Origin of the sequence: Brachybacterium sp. GPGPB12, from assembly GCF_038396325.1 — a bacterium.
GTDB lineage: Bacteria > Actinomycetota > Actinomycetes > Actinomycetales > Dermabacteraceae > Brachybacterium > Brachybacterium conglomeratum.
In genome coordinates, this window is the sequence record NZ_CP149573.1 from 2,273,353 (window position 1) to 2,293,967 (window position 20,615).

Consider the following 20,615-nt stretch of genomic DNA (forward strand, 5'->3'; position numbering starts at 1 on the left):
GCTGGACGTGGACGATCTCGAGGCGGTGCGCACCGTCGGCGTCTGCCTCGCCCGGATGCACGAGGTCCTCGGCGGGCTCGAGCTCCCCGCGAGCTCAGGAAAGCCTCCGCGTCCGCCGCGCGAGCGGGTGCGCACCTGGCTCGAGGAGCACGACCACGGCCGCGCCCCGTCGGCCTCGCACAGGCTCGCCGCTTCGCTCCAGGACCTGCCGGATCTCCTCGACACTCCGCGGCTCGTCCACGGCGACGTGCGCGCCGCGAACCTGCTGATGCAGGGAGGGCAGGTCGCGGCGGTGCTGGACCTCGACGAGGTCCGCGTCGACCATCGCATCGCGGAGCTCGCGCAGAGCGGCCAGGCCGCTCGGCACCCTGTTCCGCGACTGGCGGCCGACGCCCGCCCCCGCCCGACGAGCGCCGCGCGAGGGCTACGAGCAGGTCCGCCCCCTCGGCGAGACCGAACGGGCCTGGCTCGAGACGCTCACCCTGTGGATCGGCCTGGCGTCCGTCCCCGGCGAGGACGCGGTGCCTTGGATCGCTGCCGTCGAGGATCTGTCGGCCGACTGAGCGTTCCGGCGCTCAGCGGGACTGGGCACGGGGCCAGGGCGCGTGCTCGAGCGGCTCCTCGGCGGCGAACAGCCGCGGGGCCGAGCGGTGGGTCGGGGCGAGTGTGTCGGCGCGACCGGGCTCGCTCGCCGGACCCGGCGACGAGCAGACCCGAAGCCGCCTGCGCTTCGGCCCCGTAACGGACCAGGCAGACCCAGCTGTCACCTCCGATCGCGGGCCATGTTCCCTCGCCGGGCACGATCTCCAGGCACTTGAAGAGTCCGAAGTAGGTGGGTCCGCCGCTGGCCGGGACGTCCTCAGGGGCCTCGCCGATCCGGGCCACCTCCCCGAAGGCCGCGTCCAGGGGCAGGCCCCACCCGGTCAGCGCCGCGACGGCCCGACGCAGGGACCGCACGGCCTCCTCCGGGTCGCGCGACCCGGTGGGCAGACCGCCGGGCTCCGGCGCGGGCGTGAGGCGGCTGTCGTCCATGACCACCTCCCCCACGGGGAAGTGGTCGTGCGCCCAGAGATGGAACAGCAGGCGACCGCGGGACCCCGCCTCGGCGTGACGGTCCCAGTCGCGCAAGACCCGGACGGCCTCGGCGAGTGCCTCGTCCGTCCCCGCGGCGGCGAGGAGCTGGTCGAGGACGATGTCGGCCAGATGCGCGCGCGTGTCCCACTTCAGCTCCAGCAGGTCCTCCGGGCCGAGACGCTCCGTCGCGGCCATCCGGGCGCGGGAGAGCGGTGAGCGGATGTCGCGGATCCGGTCGGGGGCCGGGGCGATCCCGTCGGGATGATCGGCCGGGTCCAGCGGCGGGTCGCAGAACCACCACGGGGTCTCGTTGACGTTCTGCACCCATCCGCAGTCGGGGTCGATCACCCGGGGCAGGCTGAGCGGCGGATTCAGGTCCTCCCAGATCAGGCTCCGGTCGTGTCCCGGCGACCGGCGCCGAGAATCCTCGAACGATCCACCGGGACGATGCGGGGTCGCGCCGCAGAAGGCGGCGCCGATGGAGCCGGAGGAGTCGGCGGCGATGATGTTGAACATCGGCGCGGCCACCGCTCCTGCGCGGCGAACAGCTCCCGCACGTCGCCGGCGAGGGACAGCCGCCACCAGCTCTCCAGCGCCGAGGTCACGGGCCGATGCAGGACCCCGGCGATACGGAGCGCCACGGTCGCCCCGTCCGGCGCCGTGGTCACCGGACCGTGGACGCTGCGACGCTCGGTGACGGTCACCGCCTCCCCGTCGCGGACCTCCACCCGGTGCTCGCGCACCTCGAACGGGACGAGCCGCTCGCCCAGCCGATACCGGTCCCCGGCCGTCTCCAGCTCGTACACCCACAGCCGCGGGAGCGGGTTCACGGTGTGCGTCCAGCCCACGTCCGGGGTGTGGGCGAAGGACTGCCAGGGGAAGCCGATCGGGGTCGCGCCGTGGCGGCGCCGGCCGGGCGAGACCGTGCGCGCCTCGAACATCCGGTACGGACCGACCCAGGGGATGTGCGGGTTGATCATCAGCGACCCCTCGTCGGTCCGGGACTTCTCCGCGGTCACGGCCCAGGCGCTCGACCCGCCTCCGAGCAGTCCGTCTCCGCCGACCGTGGGGAAGGCGAGGCCCTGGTCCCAGAAGCGCGCGAACCCGAGGAAGAGCGCGAAGGTGTGAGCGACCACGTCACGCGCAGTGACCGGCGCCGCCGCGCGCCGTGCGCCGCCGAGGTCCGGGTCCTCGGCGCAGGGCGCGTTGAAGCCCTCGCAGAACGCCTCCAGCCGCCGCCGCGTCGGCTCCTCCTGCGCGACCCACCAGGTCTCGACCGCGACCTCTAGGCCGAGCCCGGCGTGCTGGAGGTCGCCGTCGAGGAACTCCTCTCCCCACAGCGCGGCCGCACGTCCGCGGGCGATCCCGTAGAGCTCGAGCACCGCGGTGGCGTGCGCGAGGGCCTGCGCGTGCCCGAAACCCCGGCAGGCGTTCAGGTCGTCCTCGGCGGTGATCGTCGGTGTGCCGTGCTCGTCCCAGTCGATGCGCATGCTCGGTCCTCTCCCGTCGGCGTCCTGCGGATCGCTCCCACCCGACACCGTGCCCCTGCGGCACAGTCAAGGCCGTCCCGTCGGCCGGGGCCCTCCGGCCGACGGACGTGGCCGGACACACGTGGCCGCGCGCCACCCCGCGTCGTACCGTGTCAGGTGCACAAGAAGTGCCTGCGGCCTCCGCGCCGCGCCCCTCCCCGCCCCCGGAGCCACCCCGCCATGAACGCGACCGCGCACGACGCCCCGGTGTCCGCCCCCGCGACCACGCGTCGCCGCCCCGGGCTCTCGGCGCGACACCTGCACTTCATCGCCCTCGGCTCCGCGATCGGGACGGGCCTGTTCTACGGCTCGGCCGGCGCGATCCAGGCCGCGGGCCCCTCCGTGCCGCTGGTGTACCTGCTCGGCGGGGCGGTCGTGTACTTCATGCTCCGCGCACTGGGCGAGATGGCGGTGCGGATGCCGATCTCCGGCTCCTTCGCCGAGTACACGCGACGCTTCCTGGGCCCCTGGGCCGGGTACATCACCGGCTGGATGTTCGCCTTCGAGATGCTGATCGTGTGCCTCGCGGACCTCACCGCGATCGCGATCTACATGCGCTTCTGGTTCCCGGACACCGCCCAGTGGATCTGGGTGGCCCTCACGTCGCTGATCGTGGGCGCCGCGAACCTCGCGAGCGTGCGCTGGTTCGGGGAGCTCGAGTTCGCCTTCACGATCGTGAAGGCGGGCGCGGTCGTCGCGATGATCGTCGGCGGCGCGGCGATCCTCGCCTTCGGGCTCGGGGATCCCTCGACGCCGACGGGCCTTGCGAACCTCACGGCCGACGGGGGCTTCTTCCCCAACGGGCCCGGCGGGATGATCAGCGCGTTCATCTTGGTGCTCTTCGCCTTCGGCGGCACCGAGATCATCGGCGTGGCCGGCACCGAGGCGGAGGACCCCGCTAAAGCCATCCCGAAGGCCGTGAACACGGTCCCGGTGCGGATCCTGCTGTTCTACGTCCTCGCGATCGGCGTGATCCTGCTCGCTCACCCCGTGGCGGCAGATCACCGGCGAGGAGTCCCCCTTCGTGCAGATCTTCGACGCCCTCGGCGTGAACTGGGCGGCGGCGCCGCTGAACATCGTGGTGATCACCGCGGCGCTCTCCGCCATCAACGCCGACCTCTTCGGCGCCGGCCGCGTCGTCGCCGGCATGGCCCGTCAGCGCCTGGCCCCGTCAGCCCTGTCCCGCACCCTGCGCGGGGTGCCGGTCGTGACCACGCTCGCGATGCTGGGCGTGCTCGTCGTCGGCGTGGCGCTGAACTGGATCCTGCCGGACGAGGTGTTCACGATCGTCGCGTCGCTGGCGACCTTCGCGACCGTCTTCGTGTGGCTGATGATCCTGCTCGCGCAGGTCGCCTCCCGCCGCGGGATGAGCCGGCAGGAGCGGGACGCGCCGCAGTTCCCGGTCCCCTTCTGGCCCTACGGGCAGGCGTTCGCGATCGCGTTCATCCTGTTCACCTTCGGGATCATGGTGTGGCAGTCCGAGTACCACACGGCCCTGCTGGTGGGCGTCGGGTTCCTCGCGGTGATGTCGCTGCTCTACGCGGCGACAGGAGGGCAGCGGCGCCCGGTCCGGTCCTGACGCGGCACTGCCCGGCTCCCCACACGGGGACCCGGGCAGCGTCGAGATCTCGGCACGGCCGAGGCGGCCGGGTCGCTCAGGCCTGCGTCACCCGCGCGGCGCGAACCCGCCGGTCCAGCCGATGATCTCGCGGGCGGCGAGGGTCATCTGCAGGAAGCCGACGGCCTCCATCTCGCGGGCGCGCTTGAGGGAGCCCGCGTCGACGCCCTTCACGCCGCCGGCGGTGACCAGCTCGATGAGTGCGGACTTCGCGGACTCGTCGTCGCCGGCGACCAGCACGACGGCGGGGACGTCGCCGCCCACCTGACCCGCGGCGAGGACGCCTGCGAACAGCGTGTTGAAGGCCTTGACGACCTTGGCGCCGGGGAGCTTCGCCTGCAGCTCGGCGGCGGCGGAGGAGTCCGCGGGGACGGTGAGGGAGTCGAAGGTCGCGAAGTCGACGGGGTTGGTGACGTCGACGACGACCTTGCCCTCGAGCTGAGCGCCGTAGGCGGCGACGAGCTCGTCGAAGGCGGTGACCGGGACGGCGAGGACGACGATCTCGCCGGTGATCGCCTCGCCGATGGCGCCGGCGGTGCCGGAGACCTCGGCGGCGAGCGCGGCGGCCTTGTCCTGGTCGCGGCCCAGGACCTGGACCTGCGCCCCACCCTTGGCGGCGAGCGCGGCGACGGCGGAGCCGACGTTGCCGGATCCGATGACGGTGACGGTGGTGCTCATGGGGTTCTCCTTGCGGTCGTGGTGGGCGGGACACCGATCTTGTTGCCCGTTCAACTACATCATACACACATAGTTGCCTGGGAAACAACCCCTAGGATGGAGGCATGTCCGCCGACGAATCCGCGAAGACCCCGCGTCCCCCGGATGGATCCCGTGCACGCCCGTGCGTGGCGGGCGCTGGTGACCGTCGGCCAGCGGCTCCCCGCCCGGCTCGACGCCCAGCTCACGGACGACGCCGGGATCATCAACATCGAGTACGCGATCCTCGGCGCCCTCGCCGCCGCCCCGGACTCGACGCGCGCATGGGAGCCCTCGCCGACGGGGCGTCGTCGTCCACCCCCGGACCTCCAAGGCCGTCACGCGGTCGCAGAAGCGCGGACTCGTCGAACGGACCTCCTGCGCGGGCGACGGTCGCGCCATCAACGTCCGCCTCACGCGCGAGGGACTGCGCACCTATCTCCGCGCCACCCCTCCGCACATCGCGCTCGCCCGCGACACGATCCTCGGCGACCTCTCCGACGAGGAGCTGACCACCCTGGCCGGCCTGCTCGAACGGGTCGCCGATCGGCTCGACGGCCCCTGATCGACGCGGTCTCCGCGATTCCCGCCGGGCGCGTGCTCGTGCAGGCGCGACGCCTCACAGCCCCCTGGCCCTGACGCCGCGACGCGGTGCGGCACGGTGCGGTGCGGTGCGGTGCGACACAATGACGGCAGACACCGTCGTCGCCGCCGGGAGGCACCCCATGTCCGAGATCGTCATCGTCGCCGCCGCCCGCACCGCGCAGGGCCGGCTCCAGGGGGCGCTGTCCTCCTTCTCCGCCCCGGAGCTCGGCTCCGCCGCGATCGCCGGGGCGCTCGAGCGCGGAGGCGTGGAACCCGCCGCGGTCGACGCCGTGGTCATGGGGCAGGTGTCGCCGGCTGGCTCCGGCCAGAACCCCGCCCGACAGGCGGCGCTCGGCGCGGGCATCCCGTGGTCCACCCCCGCCAGCAGCGTGAACAAGGTGTGCCTCTCGGGCCTGACCGCCGTGATCGACGCGTCGCGGATGATCGCCTCCGGGGACGCGGAGGTCGTGGTGGCCGGCGGCATGGAGTCGATGTCCCAGGCGCCGCACCTGCTGATGGGCTCCCGCGCGGGGTGGAAGTACGGGGCGGTCGAGGCGCTGGACCATATGGCGCACGACGGCCTCACCGATGCCCACGACCAGGTGAGCATGGGCGAGTCCACCGAGCGGCACAACCCCCGCTTCGAGGTCACCCGCGAGGACCAGGACCGGGTCGCGGCGCTGTCCCATCAGCGCGCGGCCGCCGCGGCCGAGCCGCTGGCAGAGGAGATCGTGCCGGTCTCGGCGCCGCGGCGCCGCGGGGAGTCGGTCGAGGTCACGGCCGACGAGGGCATCCGCCCCGACACCACCGCCGAGTCCCTCGCCCGCCTGCGCCCCGCCTTCGCGAAGGACGGCACGATCACGGCCGGGAGCTCCTCCCAGATCTCCGACGGCGCGGCCGCCCTCGTGCTCACCACCTCGGCCCGAGCCGATGCGGAGGGATGGCAGGTCATGGCCCGGATCGGTGCGAACGGGCAGACCGCGGGGCCGGACAGCTCCCTGCAGGCCCAGCCGGCCGACGCGATCGCCCGGGCGCTGACGAAGCAGACAGATCACCGCCGCGGACCTCGACCTGGTCGAGATCAACGAGGCCTTCGGCGCCGTCGTCGCCCATTCGCAGCGCGCGCTCGGCGTCTCCGAGGAGATCGTGAACGTCCACGGCGGCGGGATCGCGCTCGGCCACCCGATCGGCGCCTCCGGGGCCCGTCTCGTGGTGCACATGGCACATGAGCTGGCCCGACGCAGCGCCGGGACGGCCGCCGTGGGCCTCTGCGGCGGGGCGGCCAGGGCGAGGCGCTCGTGTCGCTGCGGTGACCGGACCGGCGGCGAATCGGCCGACGGGGTCCGGGCCGGTGCGCCCCGGCCCGGCCCACCGTCAGCGGCCGGCGGAGCCCTCCTCCGCGGGCGGAGCCTGATCGAGCACCAGCTGGAGGAAGGCGAGGTCGAGCCAGCGACCGACCTTGGTGCCCACCTGCGGCAGGATGCCCACGTGGGTGAAGCCGAACCGTTCGTGCAGGCGCACGGACCCCTCGTTGTTCGCGTCGACCCCGGCGACCATCACATGGATCCCCTGCGCGCGGGCGCGCTCGAGCAGGGCGGTGAGCAGTGCCGAGCCGGTGCCGCGGCCGCGCAGTCCCTCGCGCACATAGAGAGAGTGCTCGACGGTATGGCGGTAGCCGTCGTGCGGCCGCCAAGGGCCGTAGGTCGCGTAGCCGAGCACGGTGCCGTCGGCCTCGAGGGCGACCAGCACCGGGAAGCCGCTCCCCTGCCGCTCGGCGAGCCAGGCGGCGCGGTCGGCGGCGTCGACGAGGCGCTCGTTCCAGATCGCGGTGGTGTGCTCGACGGCGTGGTTGTAAATCGCGGCGATGCCGCCGGCGTGCTGCGCGGTCGCGTCGAGGATCTGCATCGGGGCCTCCCGGGACGTGGGGAACGCGCAGAGACTACGCCGCCGCACGGGCTCCCGGACGCGATGCCCGCGCTCCGCGCCGGAGGGTCCGCCCCGGGACTCCTGTCCCGGGCCCTGCATACCCCGCTGGGGTACGGTCGGGGCGGCCCCGCCGTCGTCCCGAAGGATCCTCATGCCCTCCGCCCTTCCGCGCCGCGCCCTGTTCGCTGCGCTCGCCGCGACCCCGCTGGTCCTCGCCGGTCGCTCCGCGTCCCCCGCGGCCGCGGAGGAGATGCTGGCCGCTCACGGCCAGCCCGCCGGCTCGGCCCGCGAGGTGATCGACGCGCTCGAGGCGCCGCCGCTCGCGCAGCGGCCTCCGGAGCCGCTCGCCTCCGTGGGCACCGAGGTGCTCACCCTCACCGACGCCTCCGGGCGCGAGGCGAGCCTCGAGCCGCCCGCGGACGAGCTGTACGTCTCGGTCGCGCCCTTCATGACCGGCACCCACGAGTGCTTCTTCCACAGCCTCACCACGTGCCGGGGCGAGCTGGCGGAGGAGGAGCTCGAGGTGCGGGTCGAGGACGCCTCCGGCACCGTGCTGATCGACGAAGCCCGCACCACCGCCCCGAACGGGTTCCTGGGCCTGTGGGCGCCGCGGGACGAGGAGCTCACCCTCCGCCTGGCCGGTGCGGCGGGCGAGGCGACCACGACCCTGCGCACCGACGCGGAGGCCCCCACCTGCCTCACCACGATGCGGCTGGGGGCCTGAGCGCACCGAGGGCTCAGCGCCGGTCGCCGCTCGCCTCCGGCCGCAGATCCAGGCGGCGCAGCGAGGCCGCGCGTTCAGCGCCACCACCACGGTGGAGGCGCTCATCAGCGACGCCCCCACGCTCATCGGCATCACGAACCCGATCGGGGCGAGCACGCCCGCCGCGAGCGGGACGGAGAGCAGGTTGTAGCCGGCCGCCCACCCCAGGTTCTGCCGCATCTTGCGGTACGCGGCATGGGAGAGGTCGATCACCGAGAGCACGGAGCGGGGATCCGAGGAAGCGAGCACCACGCCGGCGGAGCCGATCGCGACGTCGGTGCCGGCGCCGATCGCGAGGCCCACGTCGGCCTGGGCGAGGGCGGGGGCGTCGTTGACGCCGTCACCCACCATCGCGACCCGTCGGCCCTCCTGCTGGAGATCGGCCACTCGGGCGGACTTGTCCTCGGGACGGACTTGCGCGAAGACCCGGTCGATGCCGAGCTCGGCGGCGACGTGGTCGGCGACGTTCTGCGCGTCGCCGGTGATCATGACGACCTGGAGGCCGCGCGCGTGCATCGCGTCGATCGCCTCGCGGGACTCCTCCCGCACGGCGTCGGCCAGCTTCAGCACGCCGACGGCCTCGCCGTCGCGCGCGACGTGCAAGACGATCGCGCCTTCGTCGCGCCAGGTCGCGGCCTGCTCGAGCTCGTCCGCCCCGCTCTCCTCGAGCAGGCGGGGCCCGCCCACCCGGATCTCGCGGCCGTCCACCTGGGCGCTGACGCCGAGCGCCGGGGAGGAGGAGACCTCGGAGGCGCCGGGCACGTCCACGCCGTCGGCCTCCGCGCGCCGACGGATCGCGCCGGCCAGAGGGTGCTCGCTCTCGGACTCCGCGGCGGCGGCGAGGCCCAGCGGCTCCTGCTCCCCGATACCTGCGCCCGGGGCGACCTCGAGCTGCGAGAGCTCCGGCTCGCCGCGGGTGAGGGTGCCGGTCTTGTCCAGCGGCGACGGTGTCCACGGTGCGCATGCCCTCGAGCGCGAGACGGTCGGTGACCAGCACCCCGGCCCGGGCCGCGCGCTCGGTCGCGATCGAGACGACCAGCGGGATCGCCAGCCCCAGTGCGTGGGGGCAGGCGATGACCAGCACGGTCACGGTGCGGACCACGGCCTGGTCGGGCATGCCCAGCGGCGTCCAGACCAGCGCGGTGAGCACCGCGGCGCCGAGAGCGAACCAGAACAGCCAGGCGGCGGCGCGGTCGGCGATCCGCTGAGCGCGGGAGGAGGAGCTCTGGGCGTCCGAGACCAGGCGCTGGATCCCGGCGAGCGCGGTCTCCTCCCCGGTGGCGGTGACCTCGACGCGCAGGCTCGAATCGGTCGCGACGGTGCCGGCGACCACGCGGTCATCCGCGCCGCGGGTCACGGGGCGGGACTCGCCGGTGATCATCGACTCGTCGACGTCCGCGCCGCCCTCCACGATGGTGCCGTCCGCGGGGACGGAGGCGCCGGGGCGCACCAGCACGAGGTCTCCGGCGCGCAGGTCCGCGGGGGCGACGGTGACCAGCTGGTCCCCCTCGATCCGCTCGGCCTCATCGGGCAGCAGCGCGGCCAGCGAGTCCAGCGCGGAGGAGGTCTGCGCGAGCGAACGCATCTCGATCCAGTGCCCCAGCAAGCATGATCACGATCAGCGGCGCGAGCTCCCACCAGAACTCGAGCTCGCGATCGAGCAGTCCCAGCCGGGAGCCCCAGGAGGCGAGGAACGCGACGGTGATGCCGAGGCTGATCAGCGCAACATCATCCCCGGTGCGCGGGAGCGGAGCTCGGAGAGCCCGCCGCTGAGGAACGGCTTCCCGCCCCAGACGTACATGACGGTGCCGAGGATCGGTGCGATCCAGCCGAGGCCCGGCACGTCCGGGATCGTGTAGCCGATCAGGTCCGCGAACATCGGCGAGAGCCCGACGACCGGCACCGCGAACACCAGCATGATCCAGAACAGCCGGCGGAACTGGGCGACATGATCACCGTGACCGCTGTGACCGCTGTGACCGCTGTGACCGCTGTGACCGCTGTGACCGCTGTGACCGCTGTGACCATGCTCGTGGTGGCCATGTTCGTGGTGCTCACCCTGGTCGTGGTGTTCACCCTGTTCGTGGTGCTCGTCCTGGCCGTGATGATCCCGGTGGTCGACGTGGCCCTCATGATGGGTACTCATGCCTCGACGGTATACCCCTAGGGGGTATTAGGGAAGGGGTGTTCGCCGCGCGTCTCCATCGTCACCCACCCCTCCCTTTCATCGCCATTTGACGATATGATCGCCGCATGGCGATGCCGATGGAATCCTCTCCCCCGCTCTTCGACGTGGACGAGTCCCAGGCCGCGCTCTTCCACGCGCTGGCCGAGCCGACCCGGCTCACCCTGCTCCAGCACCTCTCCACCGGCGAGCACCGGGTACGGGATCTCGTCGACCACCTGCACCTGGCCCAGTCCACGGTCAGCAAGCACCTCGCCTGCCTGCGGGACTGCGGACTGATCCGCTCCCGCAGCGAGGGCCGCGCCTCCTGGTTCTCCCTGTCGGACCCGGAGCGGCTGCGCTCCCTGCTCGCCATGGCCGCGACGATGCTCTCCGGCGCGGGCGCGGCGCCGACGATCCACGAGCACCTGCACGACCCGCGCGTCGGCGGCGGCCCGGCCGACGAGGAGAGCCCGCGATGACCGCCTCGCACACCCACGACCACGGCCACAGCCATGCCTCCCCGACGACCGGCCGCACCCGCCTCGCGATCGCCTTCGGGCTGACGGCGCTGATCGTCCTCGCGCAGGCGGTCGGCGGCGTGGTCACGGGCTCCCTCGCCCTGCTCACCGACACCGCGCACGCACTGGTGGACGCCTCCGGCCTGCTGGTCGCGCTGATCGCGGCGACGATGCTCGCTGCGCCCCGCGAGCCCGACCCGCACCTGGGGCTTCGCCCGGATCGAGGTGCTCGCGGCGCTGGCCCAGGCGACTCTGCTGATCGTCGTCGGCACCTACACCGCGGTCGAGGGTCGCGCCGCCTCGCCTCCCCGCCCGAGATCGCCTCGACGGAGCCGCTCGTCTTCGGCGCGGTCGGGCTCGCGGTGAACCTGGTAGCGATCCTCGTGCTCGCCGGCGGCAAGGACACGAGCCTGAACATGAAGGCGGCCTTCCTCGAGGTCGCGAACGATGCGCTCGGCTCCCTCGGCGTGATCGTCGCGGCGCTCGTCATCCGCTTCACCGGCTTCCAGCAGGCCGACGCGCTCGCGGGCCTGTTCATCGCGGCGCTGATCGTGCCGCGCGCGGTGCGGATCCTGCGCGACACCCTGCGGATCCTCATGGAGTACACCCCCGAGGGCGTCGACCTCGACGAGGTGCGCGAGCACCTGCTCGCCCTCGAGCACGTCCAGGACGTCCACGACCTGCACGCCTCCAACGTCGGCAGCGAGCCTGCCGATCCTCTCCGCCCACCTGGTGGTGGCCGAGGAGTGCTTCGGCTCGGCGCATGCGATGGAGATCCTCGAGGAGGTCCACGAGTGCGTGCGGACCCACTTCCCCGTCGCCTTCGAGCACGCCACCATCCAGATGGAGAGCCCCGTCGTGCAGGCCCGCGAGGCCGCCCGCCCCCTGCATGCCTGAGCCGCGCACGGTCGAGCCGGCGCTCGACGCGCCGACACCCCTTGACCGACCGCACCGCGTGGAGTGTCCTGGCCGCATGACATCGCTGAGCGCACGCGCCGACACCCTCCTCGCCCTCCACCACAAGCCCGCCCCTGTCGTGCTCCCCACTGTGTGGGACGCCTGGTCCGCCCGTGCCGCCGTCGAGGCCGGCTTCGAGGCGCTGACCATCGGCGACCACCCTCTCGCCGACTCGCTGGGCTCCGGCGACGGCGAGCAGATGAGCCTCGCCGAGGCCCTCGCCGGCATCGCCCGCATCGCCGGGGCTGTGGACGTCCCCGTCTCGGCGGACATGGAGTCCGGCTACGACACCGCCCCCGCCGAACTCGTCGAGCGAGTGCTGGAGGCGGGCGCCGTCGGCGTCAACATCGAGGACACCGTCCACTCGGAGGACCGGTCGCGCGGAGCGCAGGAGCATGCCGACTACATCGCGGGGATCCGCCGGGCGGCCGACGAGGCCGGGGTGCACCTGGTGATCAACGCCCGCACCGACGTGTTCGCGACCGACGAGCAGATCCCGGACCGGCTCGCCGAGGCGATCACGCGGCTGAACCTGCTCGAGAAGGCGGGGGCGGACTCGCTCTACCCGGTGGGCGTGCCGGACACCGCGACGCTCGAGGCGCCGCTCGCCGCCGTGAGCACCCCGCTGAACGTCACCGCCCATCCGGCGAAGGGCGCGATCCCGGACGGCCTGGCCCTCGCCCGACTGTTGGAGCTCGGCGTGCGCCGCGTCAGCTTCGGCCCGCTGCTGCAGGCCGCCCTGGCCGCCCACCTCGACGAGGTCACCGCGGCCTGGCGCTGAGCGGCCCCCCACGGACCGGGCGGCCCTGGTCCTCCACCACCCTCCGGGAACAGGGTTTCCTGCCGCGGATCCTGCTCGCGATCGCGACGCTACAAAGGACCACAAGGTCCGCACCGAGGAGATCGTCGGCCGCCGGCTCCAGCGCTCCGGGAAGCGCGAAGAGATCGTGCTGGCCACCAAGGTGTTCGGCGAGAAGGGTCCCGGGGCGAACGACCGCGACCTCTCCGCGCTGAACATCCGCCGCGCGGTCGACGCGTCCCTGCGCCGCCTGCAGACCGACCACATCGACCTCTACCAGATGCACCACGTGGACCGCTCCGCGCGCTAGGAGGAGATCTGGCAGGCGATGGACCTGCTGGTCGCGCAGGGGAAGATCAGCTATGTCGGCTCCTCGAACTTCGCCGGCTGGCACATCGCCCAGGCGAACGAGGCCGCGGCCCGCCGCGGCTCCCTGGGCCTGGTCTCCGAGCAGTCGCTGTACAACCTCCTCTCCCGGTCGATCGAGCTGGAGGAGTCCGCCGGCGGCCGAGCACTACGGACTCGGGGTGATCCCCTGGTCGCCGCTGTCCGGCGGGAAGCTGGGCGGCAGGCGGGAGGACGGCGCGCGCCGGCGCGCCGCCGATCGTCGTCACGACCCCGCCGACCTCACCGAGCGCCTGGACCGCTGGGAGGCCTTCTGCGCCGAGCGGGACCTCGCGCCCGGACAGGTCGCTCTCGCCTGGCTCGCTGCACCGCCCGGGCGTGCTCGGCCCGATCATCGGCCCGCGCACCATGGAGCGGAGCCTGGACTCCGCGATCGAGGCGGTCGACATCACGCTGTCCGAGGACGACCTCGCAGCCCTCGACGAGATCTTCCCCGGCCCGGGCGATCCGGCCCCGGAGGCGTACGCGTGGTGAACGGCTTCGCTGAAGTGTCAGGCCAGGCACCCGCCGACCGCGCAGACGAGGGCGGCGCGCGCCCCAGCACACTTCGGGTCGCCGCCGACGCCGGCTGGGAGGACCTCGACGAGGGTCGGTATCGGGAGGTCGAACCTGCTGAGCTGGAGTCCTTCATCCACTCACTGGGTGGTCGTTCCTCCAAGGACGTGGCGCACCCGCCTCGATAGGGTGGCGTGACATCCGCGCTCACCACTCGCGCCGCCACCCAACTATGTACAAATGGGATCCCCAAATGTACATTTGAATCATGACGATCATGAGCGCTTCCGAGGCCCGCCAGAACTTCGCCGCCCTCCTCGAGACCGCCCAGCACGGGACGGTCAAGGTCGAGCGTCGCGGTGAGGTGCAGGCTGTCGTGCTCAGTGCTGCAGAGTACGAACGACTCCTCGACGCCGCCGAGGATGCCGAGGACGCTCGCGCCTTCGACGAGGCGATGGCGGAGGAGGGAGCGAGCATCCCTTGGGAGCAGGTCAAGCGCGATCTCGGGTGGTGACCTCATGGCCTACGAGATCGAGCTCCGACCAGCGGCAGTCCGCGCACTGAAGCGAGTCGACCACCAGGACCGAGGACGTATCCAGGGCGCGATCGCCCTTCTCGCTGTGGACCCGCGACCACCGGGCGCTAAGGCATTGCGCGGTCGGGATGGTCTGCGCATCCGGGTCGGCTCGTACCGGATCATCTACACGATCCAGGATTCACGACTGCTTGTCGTTGTCGTCGCCCTCGGTCACCGTAGTGAGGTCTACGAGCGCTGATCCTCAGGCTTCCGTGCATGGGCGCTGATGGATCTGTCACCCCACCAGCAGGCAGAACGGGTGGCCCTCGGGGTCGGCGAGGACGTAGAGCGGCTCCTCCGGGACCTGGGTGCGGTCCATGAGCACGCGGGCGCCGAGCGCCTCGTCCCGCTCTCGCTGCGGCTCGAGCTCCGCGGCGTCGGGGACGCGGAAGTCCATGTGCGGCTGCATGGGCACCTCCTCGCTGGGCCAGGTCGAGGGGCGCAGGTCGGCCTTGCCCTGGATCGCGAGGAATCGCTGGTCGCGGGAGTCCAGGAGCACGAGCCAGTCCTCGTCGTCGGGCGCGAGCGGGGCGGGAGGCTCGTCCCCGGGCCGGTAGTGCGACCCCAGCGGCTCGCGGTAGAACTCGGCGAGCGCGCGCGGATCGCGGGCGTCGATCGCGGTGTGGAGCGGCTCGGGGTGGGTCATCGCGGCCTCCTGGTGCGGGGCGGCCCAGCGTAGTCCCGTCGGCCATGCGCCGTAGGCTCGGATCATCTTGCTGACGCTCTGCCCGAACGGTGATCGTGCCACGGACGCGCATCCGGCTCTTTCCTCCGACCCCGAGACACTCGCGGCCGACTCCGCCGCTGCGGTCGCGGCCGGAGCCGCCGAGGTCCACCTCCACCCCAAGGACGCCGGGGGCCGCGACTCCCTCCGCGCGGAGGATCTCAGCCGCTGGTCGCGCGCGTTCTGGAGCATCTGTCCGCAGGTCCCCCTCGGGGTGACCACCGGGGCCTGGGCGACGGGCGGTGCACAGGAGCGTCTCTCGCAGGTGCGCCGCTGGCGCGAGGCGCCCGATCTCGCGTCACTGAACTGGCACGAGGAGGGCGCCGAGGACCTCGCGGCGCTCCTGATCGAGCGTGAGGTGGGGATAGAGGCCGGTCTGTGGGGAGTCGAGGCCGCACAGGCCTGGGTGCGCTCTCCGCACGCCGCCGCATGTCACCGCGTGCTCATCGAGCTCCCGGACCTCCCCGCAGAGCAGGTTCGCGACCTCGCGGAGGAGATCCTCACGGTCATCGACGGTTCGGGCCACGGCCTCCCCGTGCGCTGCACGGCGAGGAGCGCTCAGCCTGGCCCGGCGTGCCGCTGGCCCGCGAACTCGGCCTGGGCACGCGGATCGGCCTCGAGGACACCCTCACGCCGCCCGACGGCACCGACGCGGCCTCGAACACCGAGCTGGTCCTGCAGTGCCGGGCTCTGCTGGGACTCTGACCGGGCCTGCCCTCATCCGAGCGCGCTACTCACTGCGCCACCGGCACCACCTCGGCGCCAGGCGGCTCAGCCAGCTCGCGCCCGGGGGCGATGATCTTTGCAGTGCGCACTCCCCCGCCGATCAGCACCTCGTCGAGAGCGGCGACCGCCGGGTCGATGAGCACGGGCCATCCGTCCGGGAGGCCGACGGGGGTGACGCCGCCGCTGGTCATGCCGGTCAGCTCCTCGGTGTCCTCGTGGCGGGCGAAGGAGAGCCTGCTCGCACCGAGGTGCTTCTTCACCGCGCGGTTGACGTCCGCCCGGTCGCTCGCGAGCACGAGCACGGCGGCATGGATGTCCTGCCCGCCGCCGCGGCGCTTGACGATGACGCAGTTCGCGGTGGGCGACTCCTCCACGCCGTAGGCCGCGCAGAAGGCGGCGGTGTCGGCCAGGTGATCCTCGACGGTGGCGACGCGCGCGCTCGGGACGGCGCCGGCGCGGGCGGCCTCAGCGGTCGGCCGAGCGAGGAGGTCGAGGGAGTCGAGCAGCGCGTTCCAGGTCAGGGGCAAGGTCGAGTCGTTCTTCGCCATGGGGCCACTGTAGGAACGGCGGGGTCGACGGTGCAGAGCCGGTGAAGAAGCCTCGGCCGGGCTACCCCCGCCGCCGGCCGACGGGTCACAGTGGACGCTCGCACCGCCGAGGAGGGCCGATGCGCCATCGTTCACCCCGCCGTCTGGACCTGCAGCAGTGCCCCACCCCGTGGCCGACGCGCTCGAGAGGGCGCTGGCCGGCGAGGAGGTCGCGCTGGTGCGCGGCAAGGAGCCGCTCGGCACGCTCTCGGTCCGCCCCGCGGTGCTGGAGGGCCAGCTCCTCGCCGCTCCGACGGGAACCCGCGAGGAGCGGCCCGACCGGGAGGACGTCACCGTGGTCGCGACCGCGATGGAGCTCTCCCGCACCGCCCGGGACCGGCTCGCGGAGCAGTTCGGCGAGGGGTTCCTGGTGCTGGATCTGCACGAGGCGCCGTCGTCGGCCGATGTCTTCGCTGGTCCCGCCCATCAGCCCGCAGCTGCTCGGGGAGCCGCGCGCGCAGTTCCCCTCGGCGCGGGTGCTGGTCGCCGAGATCGAGGACGAGGAGCTCGGCGTGCACTACGCGGGGCCCGTGACCCGGATGCTGGAAGCCGGCGCCGACGCCTACCTTCCCCCGCGACCGGTGGACGAGGTGGCCAGGGCGGTCCAACGACAGCTGGGCGGCGCCTCCGACCGAGCCGCACTCGACCCCGGCACCGCCGGATCACCGCGCCCCGCCCTGCCGGGAAACGCCGTGGACGAGGGCCGCCTTCGGACGTAGCATCGAGCTCGTGCATCTCATGACGCGACATAACGCGGGCCGCTAGGTCCGCCCCGTCCCACCCCCGCCCACGGAGACGTGCGGGGGGCCGGATGATGCGCCGGCCAGCGGAGACGCTGGCATTTCTCCCGGTCATCGCGGCACCGCCGCGCGCTCAGAGATCAAAGGCGCCTCATGTCTGACGCACATCACCCCTCATCGACCCTGCCCGTCATCCGGGCCTCCTCGCTGTCGAAGTCCTATCGCCGCCACCACCAGGATCCCGGGATCCGCGGAGCGCTGCGCGCCTTCGCCCGACGCCGCACCGAGGAGAAGGTGGCGCTGGCGCCGCTCGACCTCGAGGTCGCGCCGGGAGAGTTCGTGGGCCTGCTGGGCCCCAACGGCGCCGGCAAGACCACGCTGGTCAAGCTCTGCTGCGGGCTGATCCGCCCCACCTCCGGGGAGGTGAGCGTGCTCGGCCATGAGCCGTCACGGCGACGGGCCGCGTTCCTGCAGTCGATCGCGGTGGTGTTCGGTCAGAAGTCGATGCTCTGGTGGGACGTCCCCACGATCGACTCGATGCTCGTCCACAAGGCCATGTACTCCCTGGACGGCGCGACCTACCGGCGCCGCGTCGACGAGCTCACCGAGGTCCTCGACCTCTCCGAGGTGATCGACGTGCCCGTGCGCCGTCTCAGCCTCGGCGAGCGCATGCGCTGCGAGCTCGCGCTGTCGCTGCTGCACTCGCCGCGGTCGCTCTTCGCCGACGAGCCGACGATCGGCCTCGACGTCACCGCGAAGCAGGCACTGCGCGAGATGCTCGCCCGCACCAATGCCGAGCTCGGGACCACCGTGGTGCTGACCAGCCACGACATGGACGACGTGGAGGCGCTGTGCCGCCGTGTCCTGCTGGTCTCGGACGGTCATCTGAGCTTCGACGGCGACATCGCCGCCCTGCGCGCACGCCTCGCCCCGCGCCGACTGATCCGGGCCGTGCTCGCCAGGCCGCCCCGGCCAGAGGATCTCCCTCCGGGTGCCTCGCTGCGCGACGAGAGCACGGTGCTCATCGAGGCCTCGGAGGACGAGCTCGAGGCGGCCACCGCCGCAGTGCTCGCGCTCGGCGGCGTCCGGGACCTCAGCGTCCAGGAGGTCGATCTGGACACGGTGATGGCCCGCGCCTACGGGACTGCGTGGGGGCGGCGATGAGCACGCTGATCCCCACCGCCGCCGCGCTCGTCGGCCGCGACCTCACCGTGACGCTCACGAACCGGGCCTGGGTGGTGCCGCTGCGGCTGGGAGCGGTGACCCCGCCGATCGTCTCGCTGCTGGTGTGGACCGGAGCGGTCGCCCGCGGCGCCACCCCGCCGGTGCCCGTCGACCAGCTCGTGACCTGGTACGTCCTGGTGGCGGTGGTCTCCATGGCCACCTCGAGCTGGACCGCCTCCTTCCTCGCCGAGGACATCCGCACCGGCGGGCTCTCGATCTGGCTGGTGCGGCCGTGCCCGGCGCTCCTACCCCTGGCCGCGAACAATGCGGCGGAGAAGGCGGTGAAGCTCGTGGTGTCGCTGCCCATGGTGGCCGTGCTAGCGCTGGCGGTGCGCGATCAGGTGCGGCTCCCGTCGGCGCCGGCGGTCTGGATGGCCGCTCTCGGCGCACTGGTCGGTGCGGCGGTCCTCGCCTTCGTGCTCGACGTGCTCATCGGTCGCCTCGCGTTCTGGTTCGAGGACGTCGACGGCGTCCAGGGCATCTTGGGCCTCGCCCAGCGGTCGCTCTCGGGGGCGGTGGTCCCGCTGATGCTCCTGCCCTCCGCCGTGCAGGATGCGGTGCGCTTCCAGCCCTTCCGCTTCACCCTCGCGTTCCCCCTCGAGGTCCTGACCGGCACCGCGACCGCGGAGGTCGCGGACTGGCTCGCCCTGCTGGGCTGGACCGGTGCCTCGCTGGGTCTGCTCGCCCTGGTGTGGCCCCGGGGCGTGCGCCGCTATGAGGCGGCCGGGGCATGATCGGCCGGATCCTCCGCTGGTGGCTGGCGTGCTGGCGTCAGGCGATCGCTCGCGACCTGCAGTTCCGCACGCAGACGGTGCTGATCGCGGTCGGTGCCCTGGTCGATGTGGGGATCTCGCTGGTGCCCGCCCTTGTGCTCGCGCAGACGGCGCGCACGGTCGCGAACGGCTGGGACGAGTCCGCTGCGGTGCTCGTGGTCGGGCTGTTCACCCTGTCCACCGCCCTGCTGGACACGGTGATCGGTCCGAATCTCCTGCGTCTGGACTCCGCGGTGCGCACCGGGGAGGTGGATCTCTTCGCTGATCCGTCCGGTCCCGGCGCCGCTGGCGCTCACGCGCGCTGGGTGCGCCCGGCGGAGGCGACGCGCGTGCTGGTGGGCATCGCGCTGGTGGCCGTGGCGCTGGTGTCGGCCGACGAGGTGCCTACCCCTCTCGGGATCGTCACCTGCCTGGCGATGATGGTGCTCGGCGTCGCCGCCTGGGCCCTGTTCTGGGTGAACGTGAGCTTCCTGTCCTTCTGGTGGGCCTCGGCGGAACCGGTCCAGGACGTCGTGGCGGGGCCGCGGGAGGCCGGCCAGTATCCGCGCGCGGCCTTCCGACGGCTCCCGCCGCGGGGATTCACGACCCTCGTCCCGGCGCTGCTGCTGCTCGCGACCCTCCCGGCCCAGCTGCTGCTGGGCGATGCACCGGCCGGGCCGCTCCTCGGCGGCGCCGCGGTGGTGCTGGCCGGAGGCGTCATCACCGCCGTGCACTGGCAGGTCGCCCTGCGGCGCTACGACAGCGCGAGCAGCTGATGCGGCGATGTCAGGGCCGGATCCGCGGCGTACAGGACCTTCCGGGCGAAGACGAGGTCGAGCACACGATGCAATCGCTCCTCTGTGGGGTCCTTGAGCGGCGGGAGCAGCGAGCGTCGTCATCCCCACGTCGAGCGCCGCGCCGTCCCAGCCCGCCCGGTCCCCGACCATCAGGACATCGGATGCAGGCACGCCGAGCCCGTCGAGAGCGGCCCGGAAGATCGCCGGGTCCGGTTTCGCGAGACCAGCTTCGAACGAAAGTGTCCACGAATGGACGATATCCGCCCACGAGCGCCCGTCGGGCGCAGGTGGGAGGCGAACACGGGCCTCAGGTCGACATGAATGTCGCTCACCACTCCGACGCGCACACCAGCCGACGCGAGACCCAACAGCAAAGGCTCGACATCTCGAGCGAACTCATTGAGGGAGACGTCCGACTCTGCGGCGTAGAGCGCCCCCGCCAGCTCGCCATCGATCCCCGCATCCCTGAACCACTCCGCGTACGCCGCGCGGTGCTCGATGACGTTCGTATCGATCTGCGAGAAATCGACCCGGGCACTATCAGCACCACCCAATGCGACCAGCACCTTCTCGACCTCAGCGGCGCCTGCGGCTCGCCCCAGCCGTGCCAGCGCCGTCTCGACGAGCCAGCGCTCGGTCGGCGCGACGACGAGCGTCCCCCGAAAGTCGAGCAGGACACCGTGGAAGGCCGGAGCGGTCACTGTTCGGTCATCCACGGTCACCTGGAAGCCTCCACAGGTTCGGAGCGCGGGCGCCGCCAGGCCCGCCTCTCGTCCATGAGACAGTCGACGACCGCCGCCCGGTCAATCGTGTGCCTCGAGGGCAGTCCGGGCAGGCTGGTGGAGCCGACGTGCGCGATCTCTGCCTCGGGAAACGCCGCAGATTCGGCGAACCGAGCTTGCCGTTCAGGATCGTGGGGAACCTGCTCGACGACGGTGTGCGCTCTGCTCGCCATG

The 20,615-nt window shown here is 72.7% G+C and carries 24 protein-coding genes and 4 pseudogenes; 18 read left to right on the top strand and 10 right to left on the bottom strand.

Annotated elements, in window-relative coordinates:
* Positions 1 to 94 precede the first annotated feature (94 nt).
* From WKH84_RS13235 to WKH84_RS13245, 3 genes are all read right to left on the bottom strand, one after another.
* Positions 95 to 367 carry a hypothetical protein gene (locus WKH84_RS13235; protein ID WP_341853984.1) on the bottom strand — a complete coding sequence of 91 codons (273 nt, stop codon included), beginning with the start codon at positions 365 to 367 and terminating at the stop codon, positions 95 to 97.
* A gap of 110 nt (positions 368 to 477) precedes the next feature.
* The gene (locus WKH84_RS13240; RefSeq protein WP_341856893.1) at positions 478 to 1,578 is read right to left on the bottom strand and encodes a penicillin acylase family protein; all 1,101 of its coding nucleotides are present in this window, start codon (positions 1,576 to 1,578) and stop codon (positions 478 to 480) included.
* Entirely contained in the window at positions 1,461 to 2,564 is a 1,104-nt protein-coding gene (locus tag WKH84_RS13245; RefSeq protein ID WP_341853985.1) for a penicillin acylase family protein, read from the bottom strand. Before WKH84_RS13245 ends, WKH84_RS13240 begins: the two co-directional genes overlap by 118 nt.
* Positions 2,565 to 2,783: 219 nt before the next feature.
* Here WKH84_RS13245 and WKH84_RS13250 point away from each other — a divergent pair.
* Positions 2,784 to 3,536 (top strand): annotated as a pseudogene (locus tag WKH84_RS13250) (amino acid permease); the annotation flags it as partial.
* A 91-nt stretch (positions 3,537 to 3,627) separates the two neighbouring features.
* Positions 3,628 to 4,182, top strand: a complete 555-nt coding sequence (locus WKH84_RS13255) for an amino acid permease (protein ID WP_341853986.1) — start codon at positions 3,628 to 3,630, stop codon at positions 4,180 to 4,182.
* Positions 4,183 to 4,269: 87 nt separating this feature from the next.
* On the opposite strand, the gene WKH84_RS13260 is transcribed toward WKH84_RS13255, so the two are convergent.
* Entirely contained in the window at positions 4,270 to 4,899 is a 630-nt protein-coding gene (locus WKH84_RS13260; protein ID WP_341853987.1) for an NADPH-dependent F420 reductase, read from the bottom strand.
* Between the two features lie 153 nt (positions 4,900 to 5,052).
* On the opposite strand from WKH84_RS13260, the gene WKH84_RS13265 reads away from it, so the two are divergent.
* Complete coding sequence (locus WKH84_RS13265) at positions 5,053 to 5,556, top strand: hypothetical protein (protein WP_341853988.1); 504 nt, start codon at positions 5,053 to 5,055, stop codon at positions 5,554 to 5,556.
* Positions 5,557 to 5,642: 86 nt separating this feature from the next.
* Positions 5,643 to 6,815: pseudogene (locus tag WKH84_RS13270) on the top strand (acetyl-CoA C-acetyltransferase).
* Between the two features lie 61 nt (positions 6,816 to 6,876).
* Here WKH84_RS13270 and WKH84_RS13275 read toward each other — a convergent pair.
* On the bottom strand, positions 6,877 to 7,407 hold the full coding sequence (locus tag WKH84_RS13275) for an N-acetyltransferase family protein (RefSeq protein WP_341853989.1): 531 nt from the start codon (positions 7,405 to 7,407) through the stop codon (positions 6,877 to 6,879).
* Between the two features lie 172 nt (positions 7,408 to 7,579).
* On the opposite strand from WKH84_RS13275, the gene WKH84_RS13280 reads away from it, so the two are divergent.
* The gene (locus WKH84_RS13280; protein WP_341853990.1) at positions 7,580 to 8,152 is read left to right on the top strand and encodes a CueP family metal-binding protein; all 573 of its coding nucleotides are present in this window, start codon (positions 7,580 to 7,582) and stop codon (positions 8,150 to 8,152) included.
* 13 nt (positions 8,153 to 8,165) lie between these two features.
* Here WKH84_RS13280 and WKH84_RS13285 read toward each other — a convergent pair.
* Positions 8,166 to 10,109: pseudogene (locus WKH84_RS13285) on the bottom strand (heavy metal translocating P-type ATPase).
* A gap of 39 nt (positions 10,110 to 10,148) precedes the next feature.
* On the opposite strand from WKH84_RS13285, the gene WKH84_RS13290 reads away from it, so the two are divergent.
* The 8 genes and pseudogenes from WKH84_RS13290 to WKH84_RS13325 all read left to right on the top strand — a co-directional run bounded on the left by WKH84_RS13290 (position 10,149) and on the right by WKH84_RS13325 (position 14,308).
* Positions 10,149 to 10,358 (top strand): hypothetical protein, encoded by a 210-nt coding sequence (locus WKH84_RS13290; protein WP_341853991.1) that lies wholly within the window; start codon positions 10,149 to 10,151, stop codon positions 10,356 to 10,358.
* Between the two features lie 98 nt (positions 10,359 to 10,456).
* A complete protein-coding gene (locus WKH84_RS13295) occupies positions 10,457 to 10,837 on the top strand; it encodes a metalloregulator ArsR/SmtB family transcription factor (protein WP_341853992.1) in 381 nt (126 codons plus the stop codon).
* Positions 10,834 to 11,853 carry a cation diffusion facilitator family transporter gene (locus WKH84_RS13300; protein ID WP_341853993.1) on the top strand — a complete coding sequence of 340 codons (1,020 nt, stop codon included), beginning with the start codon at positions 10,834 to 10,836 and terminating at the stop codon, positions 11,851 to 11,853. Before WKH84_RS13295 ends, WKH84_RS13300 begins: the two co-directional genes overlap by 4 nt.
* Positions 11,850 to 12,614 (top strand): isocitrate lyase/phosphoenolpyruvate mutase family protein, encoded by a 765-nt coding sequence (locus WKH84_RS13305; protein ID WP_341853994.1) that lies wholly within the window; start codon positions 11,850 to 11,852, stop codon positions 12,612 to 12,614. The genes WKH84_RS13300 and WKH84_RS13305 overlap by 4 nt, the downstream gene beginning before the upstream one ends.
* A 166-nt stretch (positions 12,615 to 12,780) precedes the next feature.
* A pseudogene (locus WKH84_RS13310) lies at positions 12,781 to 13,059 on the top strand (aldo/keto reductase); the annotation flags it as partial.
* Entirely contained in the window at positions 12,995 to 13,720 is a 726-nt protein-coding gene (locus WKH84_RS13315; protein WP_341856894.1) for an aldo/keto reductase, read from the top strand. The pseudogene WKH84_RS13310 and the gene WKH84_RS13315, both read left to right, overlap by 65 nt.
* Before the next feature lie 89 nt (positions 13,721 to 13,809).
* Positions 13,810 to 14,046, top strand: coding sequence for a type II toxin-antitoxin system Phd/YefM family antitoxin (locus WKH84_RS13320; protein WP_341853995.1), 237 nt, complete (start codon positions 13,810 to 13,812; stop codon positions 14,044 to 14,046).
* 4 nt (positions 14,047 to 14,050) lie between these two features.
* Complete coding sequence (locus WKH84_RS13325; RefSeq protein ID WP_341853996.1) at positions 14,051 to 14,308, top strand: type II toxin-antitoxin system RelE/ParE family toxin; 258 nt, start codon at positions 14,051 to 14,053, stop codon at positions 14,306 to 14,308.
* A gap of 36 nt (positions 14,309 to 14,344) precedes the next feature.
* On the opposite strand, the gene WKH84_RS13330 is transcribed toward WKH84_RS13325, so the two are convergent.
* Entirely contained in the window at positions 14,345 to 14,821 is a 477-nt protein-coding gene (locus WKH84_RS13330) for a VOC family protein (protein ID WP_341853997.1), read from the bottom strand.
* Between the two features lie 310 nt (positions 14,822 to 15,131).
* Positions 15,132 to 15,359, bottom strand: a complete 228-nt coding sequence (locus tag WKH84_RS13335) for a hypothetical protein (RefSeq protein ID WP_341853998.1) — start codon at positions 15,357 to 15,359, stop codon at positions 15,132 to 15,134.
* A 47-nt stretch (positions 15,360 to 15,406) separates the two neighbouring features.
* On the opposite strand from WKH84_RS13335, the gene WKH84_RS13340 reads away from it, so the two are divergent.
* On the top strand, positions 15,407 to 15,538 hold the full coding sequence (locus tag WKH84_RS13340) for a 3-keto-5-aminohexanoate cleavage protein (RefSeq protein WP_341853999.1): 132 nt from the start codon (positions 15,407 to 15,409) through the stop codon (positions 15,536 to 15,538).
* 29 nt (positions 15,539 to 15,567) lie between these two features.
* Here WKH84_RS13340 and WKH84_RS13345 read toward each other — a convergent pair whose 3' ends face one another.
* Positions 15,568 to 16,107 carry a YbaK/EbsC family protein gene (locus WKH84_RS13345; protein WP_341854000.1) on the bottom strand — a complete coding sequence of 180 codons (540 nt, stop codon included), beginning with the start codon at positions 16,105 to 16,107 and terminating at the stop codon, positions 15,568 to 15,570.
* 169 nt (positions 16,108 to 16,276) lie between these two features.
* On the opposite strand from WKH84_RS13345, the gene WKH84_RS13350 reads away from it, so the two are divergent.
* From WKH84_RS13350 to WKH84_RS13365, 4 genes are all read left to right on the top strand, one after another.
* Positions 16,277 to 16,888 (top strand): hypothetical protein, encoded by a 612-nt coding sequence (locus WKH84_RS13350; RefSeq protein WP_341854001.1) that lies wholly within the window; start codon positions 16,277 to 16,279, stop codon positions 16,886 to 16,888.
* 151 nt (positions 16,889 to 17,039) lie between these two features.
* The gene (locus WKH84_RS13355; RefSeq protein ID WP_341854002.1) at positions 17,040 to 18,050 is read left to right on the top strand and encodes an ATP-binding cassette domain-containing protein; all 1,011 of its coding nucleotides are present in this window, start codon (positions 17,040 to 17,042) and stop codon (positions 18,048 to 18,050) included.
* Entirely contained in the window at positions 18,047 to 18,844 is a 798-nt protein-coding gene (locus WKH84_RS13360; RefSeq protein ID WP_341854003.1) for an ABC-2 family transporter protein, read from the top strand. Before WKH84_RS13355 ends, WKH84_RS13360 begins: the two co-directional genes overlap by 4 nt.
* Positions 18,841 to 19,638, top strand: coding sequence for an ABC-2 family transporter protein (locus WKH84_RS13365; RefSeq protein ID WP_341854004.1), 798 nt, complete (start codon positions 18,841 to 18,843; stop codon positions 19,636 to 19,638). Before WKH84_RS13360 ends, WKH84_RS13365 begins: the two co-directional genes overlap by 4 nt.
* A gap of 170 nt (positions 19,639 to 19,808) precedes the next feature.
* Here WKH84_RS13365 and WKH84_RS13370 read toward each other — a convergent pair whose 3' ends face one another.
* Complete coding sequence (locus WKH84_RS13370) at positions 19,809 to 20,381, bottom strand: hypothetical protein (RefSeq protein ID WP_341854005.1); 573 nt, start codon at positions 20,379 to 20,381, stop codon at positions 19,809 to 19,811.
* Positions 20,382 to 20,615: the final 234 nt, after the last annotated feature.

Coding starts and splice junctions, on each gene's coding strand:
- WKH84_RS13245 (WP_341853985.1), bottom strand. CDS start 2,564: ATGCGCATCGACTGGGACGAGCACGGCACACCGACGATCACCGCCGAG.
- WKH84_RS13260 (WP_341853987.1), bottom strand. CDS start 4,899: ATGAGCACCACCGTCACCGTCATCGGATCCGGCAACGTCGGCTCCGCC.
- WKH84_RS13275 (WP_341853989.1), bottom strand. CDS start 7,407: ATGCAGATCCTCGACGCGACCGCGCAGCACGCCGGCGGCATCGCCGCG.
- WKH84_RS13280 (WP_341853990.1), top strand. CDS start 7,580: ATGCCCTCCGCCCTTCCGCGCCGCGCCCTGTTCGCTGCGCTCGCCGCG.
- WKH84_RS13295 (WP_341853992.1), top strand. CDS start 10,457: ATGGAATCCTCTCCCCCGCTCTTCGACGTGGACGAGTCCCAGGCCGCG.
- WKH84_RS13300 (WP_341853993.1), top strand. CDS start 10,834: ATGACCGCCTCGCACACCCACGACCACGGCCACAGCCATGCCTCCCCG.
- WKH84_RS13305 (WP_341853994.1), top strand. CDS start 11,850: ATGACATCGCTGAGCGCACGCGCCGACACCCTCCTCGCCCTCCACCAC.
- WKH84_RS13315 (WP_341856894.1), top strand. CDS start 12,995: ATGTCGGCTCCTCGAACTTCGCCGGCTGGCACATCGCCCAGGCGAACG.
- WKH84_RS13320 (WP_341853995.1), top strand. CDS start 13,810: ATGAGCGCTTCCGAGGCCCGCCAGAACTTCGCCGCCCTCCTCGAGACC.
- WKH84_RS13325 (WP_341853996.1), top strand. CDS start 14,051: ATGGCCTACGAGATCGAGCTCCGACCAGCGGCAGTCCGCGCACTGAAG.
- WKH84_RS13330 (WP_341853997.1), bottom strand. CDS start 14,821: ATGATCCGAGCCTACGGCGCATGGCCGACGGGACTACGCTGGGCCGCC.
- WKH84_RS13345 (WP_341854000.1), bottom strand. CDS start 16,107: ATGGCGAAGAACGACTCGACCTTGCCCCTGACCTGGAACGCGCTGCTC.
- WKH84_RS13355 (WP_341854002.1), top strand. CDS start 17,040: ATGTCTGACGCACATCACCCCTCATCGACCCTGCCCGTCATCCGGGCC.
- WKH84_RS13360 (WP_341854003.1), top strand. CDS start 18,047: ATGAGCACGCTGATCCCCACCGCCGCCGCGCTCGTCGGCCGCGACCTC.
- WKH84_RS13365 (WP_341854004.1), top strand. CDS start 18,841: ATGATCGGCCGGATCCTCCGCTGGTGGCTGGCGTGCTGGCGTCAGGCG.